This window comes from Evansella tamaricis (assembly GCF_019042215.1).
Taxonomy (GTDB): Bacteria; Bacillota; Bacilli; order Bacillales; family Salisediminibacteriaceae; genus Evansella; species Evansella tamaricis.
In genome coordinates, this window is record NZ_JAHQCS010000154.1 from 22,325 (window position 1) to 35,287 (window position 12,963).

Genomic DNA, 12,963 nt, shown 5'->3' on the forward strand with positions numbered 1-12,963 from the left:
ATCAATTTTTTGTACACCCACTCTAGTTTTTAACCATCATGGATTTTGTATAGGCGATCCTTAATCCGTTTCTTTCCATATTATTTTGGCTTATTGAGCCAAATTTAGCTTGAGCAACAACTGTTTGGCACCCTTGATCAAGGGCATCTGACAACCTCCTTCTAATTAGAGCCTGGTGTACTCCCTTATTGCGAAAAACAGGGATAGTTGCAGATGCTGCCAGACTTCCCACACTCCCTTTCGTGAATAATACACCAATACCTGCAGGATTATCATCAACCATTGCAAGATAGAAGGTCCAATTGTCCTGATCATATAGAACTTCATTATTCTTCGCTATACCCGATTTTAAGAATTCTGGAAGTTGAAATCCTTTTGTGTAAATGTCCGCAAACAAATCAAACTCATTTCCCTTTAATTTGCGGATTCTAATAAAAGGATCAGTAGTTCTTTCATCTATGTAATTATTGTTTAATTCAGGTGTATAAAGCGTGGAATGAAAATCGGTTTGGAAAAATCCCCGCTCATTAAAATAGTGAAATAATTCCGGCGTTGAGTAGGCAGGAGTGATTTCAAAACGAGCCGGAATATCCCTTTTTTTGTAAAAATCCAGAATTTCCTCTATATATTTTTCCTCTCCAGCAGTTATTCCCAGAACCTTATTAAAAGAAGGTCCTGGAATATTTTTGACGGAAAAGGCCATGGCATTTCCAAACTTCCTCATTGCCACGTCCATCGGGTTCCCCTCAATCTGTTGAATGGCAGAAAGTCTAGAAGTTAATGCATCTACTTCTGCATTCTCTATTTGTTGTGCAGTTTTTTTCGTTAATACAATATTCATTTTTTCCCCACCAATCTCCACCTATCACTTGGAATTGTTGTTCTCCCAGTTCACTTCTTCGACAGACTGCACAATGACAAAACCTTCACCAGAAAACTCCATTTGAAATGATTCTCCACTTCCACGGCCAAAGAGGGTTCTAATACTAATATCTGTTCGGATCTCCGGTTGTAAATGTCCAGACCATGCAACAGTTGCATGCGGATCGGTCATCACAGGAATCCCTGGACGAACCGGTAATGTCAGTGGCTCATAGTGGGAAGTTATTGCAATCATCCCCCTACCCTTAAGTGTTACATTGAATAATCCCCCAGACATCATACCAGCTACACGTTTCATCAGTTTTATATCCCATTCAATGCTTGGCTCGAACGCCAGCAGGTCATTACCATTTACTGTTATTTCCTCGTTATCCAACTGGAGGATGATAATTTTCTTTCCTTGATCTGCTAAATACAATTGGCCATTACCATGGGCTTTCATCAATGCACTCCCCTCACCGGTGAGCGCTTTTTTAAACATACGTCCTACCCCATGTTCTAAAATTCTTTCCCGTTCGAATTTTATTTTTCCATTATAGGAGACCATTGATCCAACCTTTGCCCACACGGTATCTTTTAAATTCACTTCCAAAATACGTGGTGTTTCCAGTTCAAAAAAGTCATTCCCTCTGTCATCTTGGACAGTTTGCTTTATAAATTTATCAATGGAATATTTACTCATGGTCCATCCTCCTTTTTTATAATCATAACGTAAATGGTTTTTCAAAGAGGATTCAAACGGCTAAATACGAGGTCACTGAAAAAGTTGGTTTATACTTTTCAGTGACCTCCTAACTACAGCCTATATATGTGTAATAACGATCCTCTAACTCCAGGACACCGATGTGTTTTGCCTTCGCCTTACTTACTAATAAGTCTAGGTAAAAGCAAACAGCTACATATAATTTCGGTTTTCTAGTAGTGTATCTTTCACGAGGTGCTCCATTGTTTTTTATTAATAGCTCCGTTATAACTCTGGCGCTTGTTACCCCTTCTTTCAGATACCTTTGTACAGCCTCCCTGTACTGTGGATCAAGGGCATGTGGAGATACATCCTTTTCCCTTTTGGGGGCTGGCATTTCTTCTTCTGTGAATAAATTGATTGCAACAGGTTCCTTTACTTTGGATTCCGTTTCCCTTTCTAATAGACTCTCGTTTATTTCAGGTCGTTTTCTCTCATGCGGCTGGCTTTCACCTGTATTCATAAAGGTTAATACTTGTTGTCGCAGCCTTCGGATCTGCCTGTCCAATAATGGAACTTTGTTTTTTAAATGCAAATCCATGTCCTTTGAAAAACTAAAGTCCTCTGGCAGAAATGGAATCTCCTGCATTAAATTCCAATCAGACTTTATTTTTACGAGGAGTTCATCCATCTCGTACTCAATGGTTTGAAATCCGTTTTTTATCCTCGCTACTATCTCAGCAGGTATCTCCGTATGTTCTTCAAAATGTTTGATACCAAAACACCTGGCTTCATTTGTAGTCTTATGTTTGACGATGTATTGATAACGTAACGGTCTGCCACACTCACAAGGTGTTTCAGGATTCACAAATCCATTGTCAATATAATCCACAAGTACCCACTCATCCAGTAAATGCTCCAGTTCTTCACTTGAAATGTTAGATGGGAGGACAATCCCTTTATCCTTGGCCAATTCATTGGCAAATACCGTTTTCTTGCCCCTTTTTACATAGTTTAGAATGAAATTACGTTGTTCCTCGGAGAGACTTCCAACTATTTCATCCCGTTCTTCTTTCGTTAATATCAAAGCCATTATTTATGATCCACTCCCTTTTTCCATTTAGAAAAAGACTTTACTACCAATCCATTTGTTTACAAAGATTTGTGATGTGTGCGAGATGATGATTGCTATGCCAAGCATACATACCTATATTTTGCTTTATTGGTACTTCACCTAATTCGGGATGGACAAATAGTTTTTCCAAATCGGTTGGAGATAAACTCTGTAATAGATTCGCCCAACGATGATGTAAACCTGTCAAGATTAGCAGGGAACTCTCCACAGATAGCGCGGAATCAGTCAACTCTGCCCACTCTGTCTCATCATAAGGTTTTATAACTGGACTCTCTTCCGTCAGCGCCAATTTCAACCGAATAAAAGCATTCATGTGACTGTCCGCCAGGTGATGAACCACTTGGCGTATTGTCCATCCATCTTTCCGATAAGGTGTATCTAATTGCTCATCCTTTAAATGTTCAATCGCTTTGCGCAGTCTTTCTGGTAATTCTTCAATCTTATTTATCCAGTCCTGTAAAACATCTGTAGATATTTCACCATCATAATTGAATTTACCTATGGGATAGCGTTCATCCATTCCTTCCATCCTCCTACTCAAAATCAGCAATATTAATATTAATCACTCTGGGATTCGGACAACTTCTTAAAAAGATTCTCTGCTTCTTCTCTAGATCCTGCCGGTGCAGCAAAATACAACTCATTATATGTTCCCGTTTGCCCTGCCATTTCATTGAAATCCTTGGATATCCAAAGCTCCCCTGGATGGTCTCCGTATATCATGTAATTATAACTGTCCCTTTTAAATTTATCTTTCATTAAATCTGATCTTTCCTTACCGAAACTAGTGAGAAAATAATCTTCCCCATCCATGTATACCGTTCCGTGCATAAGGTCTGCAAAAACATGTTTCTGGAATTCTACTTCCAGTGTCAGTTCTATCACCTCACTGATGGATCTATCTGCGGAAAAAGCATAGGCCTGATACGTTTTGTTAATCTCTTCCGGTGCCGTGTAGACTGTGATACTGATAAAGAGAAGAAAAGCCGTTACAAAATGAAATATGGTTCGGACATACATTTTTGACTCCCGCTCATATTTCCACTCCATGTATGTACGATAGATCAATATAATGCATGGTACACCAAGAAAATAGTATTCTATACTTTCATAACCAAGCATGAACACAAAGATAAAAGGAATAGCAATCATTGCTATCAGGAGAAATCTTTCTCCTAATTTATGTTTATCATTCACATGTTCATAGAAAAAATTCTTCCCCTTTTCGATCTGGAATTTTTTCGTCAATATTCGCTGTGCCGTAATGTCAAAGATAATAAGAAAAATAAAAAATATAATCAGGAACATGAAAACACTCCCCGTGGAGGTAAGATTTTTGTATCGTACTTTGGATATACTCTTTTACGAATCCACTGTATAAAAAGTTCCACTTATTTGAGTCCATATGATGTTTCATTCAGTTAACAGCCTGATAGGTAAATGCTATTAACCTAATTTCCCATTCCTCCAAAATACTGATTTGTTAAACAAAGGATAGGAGGCTACAATGATCACTTCGAAAGAATTTCTCTGACCCTATCTATCATCCAGCGTTTAATGATTCCATTTTTCCAGCCAACATCACTGTCTCTAAGTGTCCTAATTCGCCAATACAATGGGGGATGGGGAAGGAATAAAAACTCCATAAACCGAAAAAGCCATGAACTACGTTCTAAGGAAGAAACGTTCTCCTTTTGTTCTTCTTTACTATACCGGTGTTGCATTATCTTCGAGACGGCTTCATCCTGTTTTTGACCTAGACTTGTCAAGCCATTGGCCATTTGCTCCCTACCATTCTCTAATAATTCCGCCCCTTGATGATCTGCCCTTACTTCCATCCATTGAAGGAAAAAAGCTTGGTAGATTGGATAAAACATAATAACGACCCACATGAGGAAAAAGAGGGGAATCTTATAATCATCCAGATTGGGAACATAATAAAAAAGAAAAAGTCCAACTCCTAGTAATAATAACATGTAAGGAAGACGCAAAAGCTGTCCCCATAAAACATCCCTTTTTTTTACATGAATCGCTTCATGCGCTAAAATAGCTTCCACATCTGCAAGGGGTAATTTCCGTGTTGCCGTCGTTAATGTAACCATTGATTTCCCAATACCCATTCCAATTGCTAACCCGTTATATTCTTGAGATTCTGTCTCGTAAACCTTCACCTCGGGAATTCCTGCTTTTGTAAAAATTTGGTGAGCAGACTCGATTACTTCCGTATCTCTCACTTCTTTAGCATCCATTGCAGTTATTAAAACGCGGTCCGAAATGTATAAATTAAATATCCAAAATAGCAGGATCACTATTACTATCACCCATTCAGGCGAATGGGCATAATAGAGAATCAAAAATAGACCAGTATAGGCTGCTATTCCTTTAACTGTCATAGCAAAATACAGTTTTCCAAAGAGACGCTTTATATTTTTCCAATGATAAAAAGGAAGGACTTCCACGATCGAACTGGGGTTAGCTAATACTCCCCATTCCGCAACAATGGAACACTTTTCTTCGATCGTATCCACCCATTCGTCAACATCCTCCACCGTCAGATACAAACTCTCTCCCAACAGGCGCAGACACACCACTTTCCGAAACCCTGTTGTAAAGTCTGTATTGGAGGAAAGGAACGTCAACATCGGATGAAGTTTCAATAGATCCACATCCGATTCCTTTCTCACTTCTTTGATATCTTCCAAAGGGATTTCTCTAGACTCATAACGGGATACGATGTAGACGTGACTATTCGAATAATAGACTTTAACCGTCTGATAGGAGAAAGCTCGTTTGACTAACTCTGGCAGAATCGTTGAAAAGGCAATCAAGATAAACAGTTTCAAAATGCTGTACTCTGGTCCATACACAAGGAATAATATGGCACCTGATAACACAATACATGTGATGCCAATCTCCACGAGGATTCTTTTGGAATCCCGGAATAATGGAACACTGTCTGTGTTGTCAGCGCCTTCGCTTTTTTGATCCAGCAGCTTTTTCTTAATTTCTACTGTTTTCTTTTTTCCTTCCGTAATGGAATGATAAGAAGAATACCCACTTGCCAGGAAAAAGAGGTAGATAAAGCTATCAAGAAAAGCAGTCGTTGTAAACAGATAGATAAGTACGAAAGTTGCCAGAATAATCTCTATAATAAGTCTCACTTTCTTATTTTTTAGTTCCCAAAAAGCTCCTGCCATACAAATGATGAAACCAAATCCCAAGTAAAGAACCGCTTCGGTAAAACTGGGAAACATGCCAAACACCTCTCATCCATTAAATCCGTGCACATTCATCTTCATTCTTCCGTCCATATACTAGATATCTTCGAAAGATATTTGGGATGCTCCACTATACGGTACCAACATTACTCCTTCTTTTCTCTATTAGACGCACCTAATCCTGCACCAATAGCAATTCCAATTGCCATTCCCACCGCCAAGTTATCCATTGCCATACCTAAAGCAGCACCTATCGCTAATCCAATACCCATACCGCTTACTACTGCTTTCTTCCTTTTATTATTTTTCTGCATACTACTACCTCCATGAAAAATCATTTGATTCAGATGATATACAAATCTCCCCTTCACAGACTTGTGATCTCTAATATGTTTTAATTACTTCTTCCTACGGAATATATAGGAAAAAGTTTCAAGGACCCTGTGTAGAATAGGCCTCTGCACACTACACATGAGTAAAGATATTCTAGCATTTTTCAACAACCAATAACTGAAGTCACGTGGATTTTTACCTATTTATTTTCTAAAACAAAAAACACATGCTATTGCCATGTGTTCAGAGAAATGTGACTTTTTATGCTTTTAGAGTTCCTTCTATCATTTCCTTTATTTCCTTCATTTGTTGAATGTGCCGCTGTTCATGGAGAAACAATAACTCTACCCATTGAACTAATGGTAAATCTCCAAAAATAGGATGTTTCACCGATCTTTGATACAAAGTATCTTTACTATCTAGCTTTGCAATGACAGAAAAAAATTGTTTTCTCGATTTCGAAAGTTGGTCTACAAGTTCTTCTACGCGAAATGGTTTATCGCTTGGAAGGACCATTTCAGGGGCAGCCACTTTCCTTGACCTGTCTAAGACGTATTCGATCTTCTTAGCCTTTAATCCCCCTTCATCACTTTGTTTTTTTAAGCCATATCCAATTGCCTTAGTAAATACTACTTCCGATAGTTCTAGATGATGAACTATTTGAGCAATACTCCATGAGCTGTTGTCAGGTTTCCAATTCAATTCTTCCTCACTTAGGTGTACAAATTCCTCTATAAGCTTCTGTCTTGTTTTTTCCAAGTTTTCTTTAAAGAAGGTTTCTTCCACAAAATCCCCCCCCTTTCCTTCTAATCTCCTTTATACTAACACAAGATACTAGTACCTGGTAATAATTTTGATGTGAAACTATTCAATTATTTGGTATTGTTTTGGCCTTTTTAATTTGTGAACATCAATAACAAGCAAATCTTCAATATTCGGAATAGGCGGCGAAGTTAGAAAATCCCAAAAGGTGCCGAAAAAATAGTATATTCTCTATAGAAAAAAGCCGTGAATCTGAACTATCTCATTCACGGCTGAGTTTGATATTCAATTTAATCTATTGTTCTTCTGCCAGTTTTAAGGTAAAGGAAAAAGTGGTCCCGTAGTTCAACTCACTTTCCACTTGAATGGAAGTCCCATGCAGATCGATAATATGTTTCACAATAGACAACCCAATACCTGTCCCACCTTTAGTTGATCTGGCTTTTTCCTTTTTGTAAAACCTTTCCCATATATACTTTAAATCCTCTTCATCCATTCCGAGACCAAAATCACGAATACTTATTTCCGCTTCCTCTCCAACCTTTTTAATCGTCACTTCAATTTTGCTGTTTTTCTTTGAAAACTGAATGGCATTTTGAAGGAGATTATTGATTACTTGTTCCATCCGATCCCGGTCAGCAGTAACATTAATATCTTCTCCATTTAATTCAATGTCCACTTCATGTTGGGAGATGAGTGGTTCCATTTTTGCAATGCTAAGTCGAAGTTGTTCAGAAACATTATAATTAACTGGATTAATATCTATTTGATTTGCCTCTAAGCGTGCCATATCTAATAAGTCTTCCACTAGTTTCATTAACCTCTCTGTTTCATTTTTCATAATCTCTAAATATTTATTTTGCTGCTCTTTTGGAATCGTTCCATCCATTAACGCTCCTAAGAATCCGCGAATGGAAGTGAGAGGTGACCTCAAATCATGGGACACATTGGCTACAAAATCTTTACGCATTTGATCAATGCTAGCCAATTCTTGCGCCATGTAATTAAACGTTTCTCCAAGTTGACCAATTTCGTCTTTTGTCTCTATCTTTACCCGATGATTAAAATCTCCTTTTGCAAACTGGAGGGCACTATGGTTCATTTCCCTTAGCGGGGACGTTATTTTTCTCGAAGTAAAAAAAATGATAAATCCTGCAATAACCAACGCTAACAAAATAGTCATGAGAATAATATCCCGCATGGATTTTGCTTCCTTGTCGAATTCATGGAAAACCATTACCATTGAAAGATTTCTATCAACATCAGGCAAATGGATCGGTGCCGAAATAACATAATAAATTTGGTCATCATTCGAAACCCACTCTGATGTTTCCTCTCCTTGGAGATTCAATTCATTATAGTGGAAATTTAAGTCGAATTTCCCCAAAAAGGATGTGTTATATAAGATCTCCCCATCGGAATTAAGTAAAAACACCAGCCTGTCCTCCTGGTTCATACTTAACTCTAGTGAAGACAAAACCAAAGTGTCGTCCCACGCCTCTTCTCTAGACTTTTTAAAAAAATGAACTAATTGCTCTTCCTGATGTTCGAACGTACTATGATAGCGCTTAATTATTTCATTTTGAAACATCTCGTGAAAAACGAGCCCAATAAAGACAGTGGATACCACAAATATAAAGATATAGGTGGAAAATAATTTTATGAACATCCCTTTACGGAAAAACTTAATCACCTGTTTTCACCTCAAATTTATAGCCCACACCACGGATCGTTTTTAAAGACCAGTTAGGAGCATCATCTCCCAATTTTTCCCGTATCCGCTTAATATGAACATCGATGGTCCGATAATCACCTTCGTAGTCGAATCCCCATACATTGTCCAATAATTGTTGCCGTGTAAATACTTGATTTTGTTGAGAAATCAAAAAATAAAGTAATTCTAATTCTTTCGGCGGGAGAATGATTCCCGTTTCATTTCGATATACTTTATGTTCCAGAAGATCTATCTTCAATCCTGGAACCTCTATATTTTCCCCTGATCCAAAATGAGGATTTGTACGTCTCATCACGGCTTTAATCCTCGCAATCACTTCTTTAGGGTCAAAGGGCTTTACTACGTAGTCATCTGCGCCAAGTTCCAGTCCCTTAATTTTGTCGTAGCTTTCCCCTTTTCCAGTTATCATAATAATTGGAACACGACTGTCTCTTCGAATTTCCTGACAGACTTCCCAACCATCCATTTTCGGTAACATGATATCTAAGATCACAAAATCAGGATTGAAGTCATAATAGGTGACCAAACCCTCTTCCCCATCACCAGCAAAAGCTGCAGAATAGCCTTCCTTATTTAAATATAATTCCAATAAATTTGCAATATTTGGATCATCCTCAATGACGAGCACTTTTAATGTCTGGTTCACACTTTCATCCCTCCCCTCTCCATGTCTTTATTTAACCTTTGACACACTTCTGCATCAATACCTTGTTTTTTTAGTTTATCGGCGATTTCTTTTATTCCATTTCTTTTAGTCATTTGTTCCTTAGACATAACTCTCCTCCTGACATATATTGCGCTTCAACTATGGAGAATAAATTCAAATAAAATACTTCTCAAAAATATATTAACGATAGTACTTTAAATTTATCATTGTTTTATGAACATAACATGAACAAACGTATGAATTGACGATGTTATCTATTTAATCTTTAGTTCTAACCTCGCTATGTTAGCCACTGATTTCGCCGAGTTTCACATCAGGCGATGGACGTAATAATTATTTGTGAATCTATGTATACCACTAAAGAGTTAGCATGATACTATCGTTTATAAAATCGCTTAAACGAAATAATGATGCTCGGTTTCTTTGGAACAAACACAAACTGTATAGTTATGGCTCTTTTCGCCATAGATTGTTGTTTTTAAAGTAAAATTTTTGCTTGGATACACTACAGGTGGACGATTTCACCACAGGCACAAGTGCGAAATCTGCTCATTCTTCGCTGTGTCTTCTATGCCGAGGCAACTTCTGACCGAAACCCTTCTCCACCCGCTCGTTCGGGATCAACTTGAGACAGCTTCTGACCGAAACCCTTCTCCACCCGCTCGTTCGGGATCAACTTGAGACAGATTCTGACCGAAATCCTTTTCGGCCTTCCCGTTCGGGATCAACTTGCTCCAACTTCTGACCGAAACCCTTCTCCACCCGCTCGTTCGGGATCAACTTGAGACAGCTTCTGACCGAACTCCTTCTCCACCCGCTCGTTCGGGATCAACTTGAGACAGCTTCTGACCGAACTCCTTCTCCACCCGCTCGTTCGGGATCAACTTGAGATAGCTTCTGACCGAAACCCCTCTCCACCCGCTCGTTCGGGATCAACTTGCTCCAACTTCTGACCGAACTCTATCTCCAGCCGCTGGTTCGGGATCAACTTGCTCCAACTTCTGACCGAAATCCTTTTCGGCCTTCCCGTTCGGGATCAACTTGCTCCAACTTCTGACCGAACTCTATCTCCAGCCGCTCGTTAGGGAACAAGTTGCTCCAGCTTCTGACCGAAACCCTTCTCCACCCGCTCGTTCGGGATCAACTTGAGACATCTTCTGACCGAACTCCTTCTCCACCCGCTCGTTCGGGATCAACTTGCTCCAACTTCTGACCGAAATCTATCTCCACCCGCTCGTTCGGGATCAAGTTGCTCCAGCTTCTGACCGAAACCCTTCTCCACCCGCTCGTTCGGGATCAAGTTGCTCCAGCTTCTGACCGAAACCCTTCTCGGGCTCCTGATATGAACGAAAACCGTGTCTGTGTGGTCTTCACCTAGCTTTCCTGTCTCTTCCTCTAAAAGCATTGCTCTGTATCTTATCCAAAGGGATTTGCTCGTCACTGAAGGCACCGCCTTTCACTTCTCCAATCTTTCCTCAAAAAGCAACAAAGTTTACGAAAAGAGCCTTAGTTATAGACTGAACTAGAATGATGCGTCTCTGTTTAATGAAACTACATTGTTTTAAGAATTATTAACTAGTCTTTTTTTGCTCAAACATAATAATTTTAAAGAAAATTGTGGAAGAATAGATTATACTAGTGTTATTAATACCCTCAGGAGGAATTAAAAATGGATTCAAATCAATCAGAAAACACACCAAAGAAGAAAATCAACCTTCAAGAAGCAATTAAACAACAGTTAGCAAACAAAAAAAAGAATCAGATGAACAGTAAATCTAACTCTAATCCACTTCAAAACAAGAATCAGATGAAGAGTCAACAATCCCGGAAAACACAATCTACCCGCAGAAAAATGGGTGGTTAACATTGTTTGATGCCTAAACAAATCAAAGCAGCAACCACATTTCAGGTTGCTGCTTTTTTTCAATTCCATTGCTCCTCCTATGGTCCACCATTAAGCGTGTTTTTGGACAATTAAACTTGATTCACTGCTCTTATTGTCCACTTCGAAACGCTTTATGGACAATTAAAACTGACCTTGAATTCTACGCAAGAAACTAAACCATTCGACAAGAACCAATTTATTTCCCGGAAAATAAACGTTTTTTTACTTCAACAAAGTTTATCATTTCTTCTAAGTGAAGTTTCTTCTAACGGTTTGTCTTTAAATCCCATAATGATCACCATCCTTTTATTATGACACTCCAGAACAGGTGATATCACAATAAAAGAAGATAAAATCATTTCCTGCTGCCCGTTGGTCTTTCAAGTGAAAGAATATCTTCTTCCAAATTTATCAGTTTTTCCTCACAAACTCCTTTCGCATCTTTTACTCCTTGATTATAAAAATATGGTCCAATCTCTTTTGAGATAAAATCCAAAATATTTTCTGCTGCAAGATCCCCTATTTCCTCTAATCGTTCTTCTTGAAAGTAATCTTTCAGTTGGCTCAGTATCTGATTCTTTGTTTCGTTAGAAAACTGTTTGTACAACATCCCGTTTACTCCTTCCAACATATCGTACTCCACCATAACCTTACTCTCTCGTAAATTCTGCTGCCAAAACAGTATCTAGAGATAAGCCGTCCGCTTGTATTTCTTTTACAACTCGGTATTTTCCCTGTTCCAATGTACTAATGTCAACATTTTCCGTATAAGTATCATTAACTGACAGGGTTATTCCAATGTCTGGAAAAGCAATATCTAGTGGCACCTTGTGCCAAGCACCATCTATTTTTTTCTCAATTGTATAATACGTTCCAAAAAATAAGATAGTTGGACCATGGTTTTGTAAAAGCAGTGTTATTTCCGAAGTGGAGGAACCATAGATTTCTTTTTCCGTCTCTAGTGTCGCATTAATTTCTGGAACAGGTACATATATGGATGAGACTCTTGTATCTTCCACCACTCCTTCGTTGTTAATAATCTCCACACTTAATAAATAAAAAGTGTTTTCTTTTTCAGGAAGTAGTGCTGTATAGATTGTATGATCACCATTCACTTCGTCTATATAAATAGTTTCATTAACGATTTCATCCTTTTTCTCTAATTGACCATCCCTTTCTGTCAATTGAATACGTACATTCCGGTCAAGGAATATACTTTCATCATTATGGGTAATAAAAGAGACAAAAATCTCCTCTTCTTTCCTATGAATACCATTAGATAACCCATATCCTAAGGATCCAATCCCATCCTGGAAAAACCATTCACCTGTAGCCTGTTCGTACTCCGTTCTCCCCCAATATTCTTCATTAAACTGATATAAAAAATCCAATATATCTTTATCCATATTTAGATCGAAGTTTTCCGATGACCTAATGGAATTTGGTAATTCACCGTGCCCTGTCTCCCATTCATCTTCCTCTGACATGAATTGCTCTTCACCTTGGCCACAGCCTACTACTATGGACATCATTGCTATTATTACGAACTTAAAGAATAAGCTTACTAAAGATCTATTCATGGTATTCACCTTCACTTTCTGACTTAGCAGAGGGTGAATGAAGATATAGATCCCATCCACCTTATACACCCTCTATGTGAGCCC

14 protein-coding genes are annotated in these 12,963 nt (G+C 38.4%); 1 reads left to right on the top strand and 13 read right to left on the bottom strand.

Going from position 1 to position 12,963, the window contains the following annotated elements; genetic code table 11:
* Positions 1-22: 22 nt before the first annotated feature.
* The 11 genes from KS419_RS19195 to KS419_RS25355 form a co-directional block, all read right to left on the bottom strand.
* A complete protein-coding gene (locus KS419_RS19195) occupies positions 23-841 on the bottom strand; it encodes a GNAT family N-acetyltransferase (protein WP_217068041.1) in 819 nt (272 codons plus the stop codon).
* Positions 842-865: 24 nt separating this feature from the next.
* Positions 866-1,564 carry an AIM24 family protein gene (locus KS419_RS19200; RefSeq protein ID WP_217068042.1) on the bottom strand — a complete coding sequence of 233 codons (699 nt, stop codon included), beginning with the start codon at positions 1,562-1,564 and terminating at the stop codon, positions 866-868.
* A 109-nt stretch (positions 1,565-1,673) separates the two neighbouring features.
* Positions 1,674-2,657: a DUF3895 domain-containing protein gene (locus KS419_RS19205; RefSeq protein WP_217068043.1), complete on the bottom strand. Its 984-nt coding sequence runs from the start codon at positions 2,655-2,657 to the stop codon at positions 1,674-1,676.
* A 43-nt stretch (positions 2,658-2,700) separates the two neighbouring features.
* Entirely contained in the window at positions 2,701-3,219 is a 519-nt protein-coding gene (locus KS419_RS19210; protein ID WP_281419853.1) for a YfiT family bacillithiol transferase, read from the bottom strand.
* 38 nt (positions 3,220-3,257) lie between these two features.
* Entirely contained in the window at positions 3,258-4,007 is a 750-nt protein-coding gene (locus KS419_RS19215) for a DUF4181 domain-containing protein (protein WP_217068045.1), read from the bottom strand.
* 203 nt (positions 4,008-4,210) lie between these two features.
* On the bottom strand, positions 4,211-5,953 hold the full coding sequence (locus KS419_RS19220; RefSeq protein WP_217068049.1) for a M56 family metallopeptidase: 1,743 nt from the start codon (positions 5,951-5,953) through the stop codon (positions 4,211-4,213).
* 110 nt (positions 5,954-6,063) lie between these two features.
* Entirely contained in the window at positions 6,064-6,231 is a 168-nt protein-coding gene (locus KS419_RS19225) for a glycine zipper domain-containing protein (protein WP_217068051.1), read from the bottom strand.
* 280 nt (positions 6,232-6,511) lie between these two features.
* Positions 6,512-7,036, bottom strand: coding sequence for a DinB family protein (locus KS419_RS19230; RefSeq protein WP_217068052.1), 525 nt, complete (start codon positions 7,034-7,036; stop codon positions 6,512-6,514).
* A gap of 271 nt (positions 7,037-7,307) precedes the next feature.
* Positions 7,308-8,705 (bottom strand): sensor histidine kinase, encoded by a 1,398-nt coding sequence (locus KS419_RS25570; RefSeq protein WP_217068053.1) that lies wholly within the window; start codon positions 8,703-8,705, stop codon positions 7,308-7,310.
* Positions 8,698-9,393, bottom strand: a complete 696-nt coding sequence (locus KS419_RS19240; protein WP_217068055.1) for a response regulator — start codon at positions 9,391-9,393, stop codon at positions 8,698-8,700. Before KS419_RS19240 ends, KS419_RS25570 begins: the two co-directional genes overlap by 8 nt.
* Positions 9,390-9,521, bottom strand: a complete 132-nt coding sequence (locus KS419_RS25355; protein WP_281419854.1) for a hypothetical protein — start codon at positions 9,519-9,521, stop codon at positions 9,390-9,392. The genes KS419_RS19240 and KS419_RS25355 overlap by 4 nt, the downstream gene beginning before the upstream one ends.
* Before the next feature lie 1,562 nt (positions 9,522-11,083).
* Between KS419_RS25355 and KS419_RS19245 the strand changes: the two genes are divergently transcribed.
* Positions 11,084-11,278: a hypothetical protein gene (locus tag KS419_RS19245; RefSeq protein ID WP_217068056.1), complete on the top strand. Its 195-nt coding sequence runs from the start codon at positions 11,084-11,086 to the stop codon at positions 11,276-11,278.
* A 376-nt stretch (positions 11,279-11,654) separates the two neighbouring features.
* Here the strand turns inward: KS419_RS19245 and KS419_RS19250 are convergent, their stop codons facing one another.
* Both KS419_RS19250 and KS419_RS19255 read right to left on the bottom strand, forming a co-directional pair.
* The gene (locus KS419_RS19250; RefSeq protein WP_246594280.1) at positions 11,655-11,930 is read right to left on the bottom strand and encodes a DUF2164 domain-containing protein; all 276 of its coding nucleotides are present in this window, start codon (positions 11,928-11,930) and stop codon (positions 11,655-11,657) included.
* A 19-nt stretch (positions 11,931-11,949) separates the two neighbouring features.
* Positions 11,950-12,879 (bottom strand): immunoglobulin-like domain-containing protein, encoded by a 930-nt coding sequence (locus KS419_RS19255; RefSeq protein WP_217068057.1) that lies wholly within the window; start codon positions 12,877-12,879, stop codon positions 11,950-11,952.
* Between the last annotated feature and the right edge of the window lie 84 nt (positions 12,880-12,963).

Coding starts and splice junctions, on each gene's coding strand:
- KS419_RS19195 (WP_217068041.1), bottom strand. CDS start 841: ATGAATATTGTATTAACGAAAAAAACTGCACAACAAATAGAGAATGCA.
- KS419_RS19200 (WP_217068042.1), bottom strand. CDS start 1,564: ATGAGTAAATATTCCATTGATAAATTTATAAAGCAAACTGTCCAAGAT.
- KS419_RS19205 (WP_217068043.1), bottom strand. CDS start 2,657: ATGGCTTTGATATTAACGAAAGAAGAACGGGATGAAATAGTTGGAAGT.
- KS419_RS19210 (WP_281419853.1), bottom strand. CDS start 3,219: ATGGATGAACGCTATCCCATAGGTAAATTCAATTATGATGGTGAAATA.
- KS419_RS19215 (WP_217068045.1), bottom strand. CDS start 4,007: ATGTTCCTGATTATATTTTTTATTTTTCTTATTATCTTTGACATTACG.
- KS419_RS19220 (WP_217068049.1), bottom strand. CDS start 5,953: ATGTTTCCCAGTTTTACCGAAGCGGTTCTTTACTTGGGATTTGGTTTC.
- KS419_RS19225 (WP_217068051.1), bottom strand. CDS start 6,231: ATGCAGAAAAATAATAAAAGGAAGAAAGCAGTAGTAAGCGGTATGGGT.
- KS419_RS25355 (WP_281419854.1), bottom strand. CDS start 9,521: ATGTCTAAGGAACAAATGACTAAAAGAAATGGAATAAAAGAAATCGCC.
- KS419_RS19245 (WP_217068056.1), top strand. CDS start 11,084: ATGGATTCAAATCAATCAGAAAACACACCAAAGAAGAAAATCAACCTT.
- KS419_RS19250 (WP_246594280.1), bottom strand. CDS start 11,930: ATGTTGGAAGGAGTAAACGGGATGTTGTACAAACAGTTTTCTAACGAA.
- KS419_RS19255 (WP_217068057.1), bottom strand. CDS start 12,879: ATGAATAGATCTTTAGTAAGCTTATTCTTTAAGTTCGTAATAATAGCA.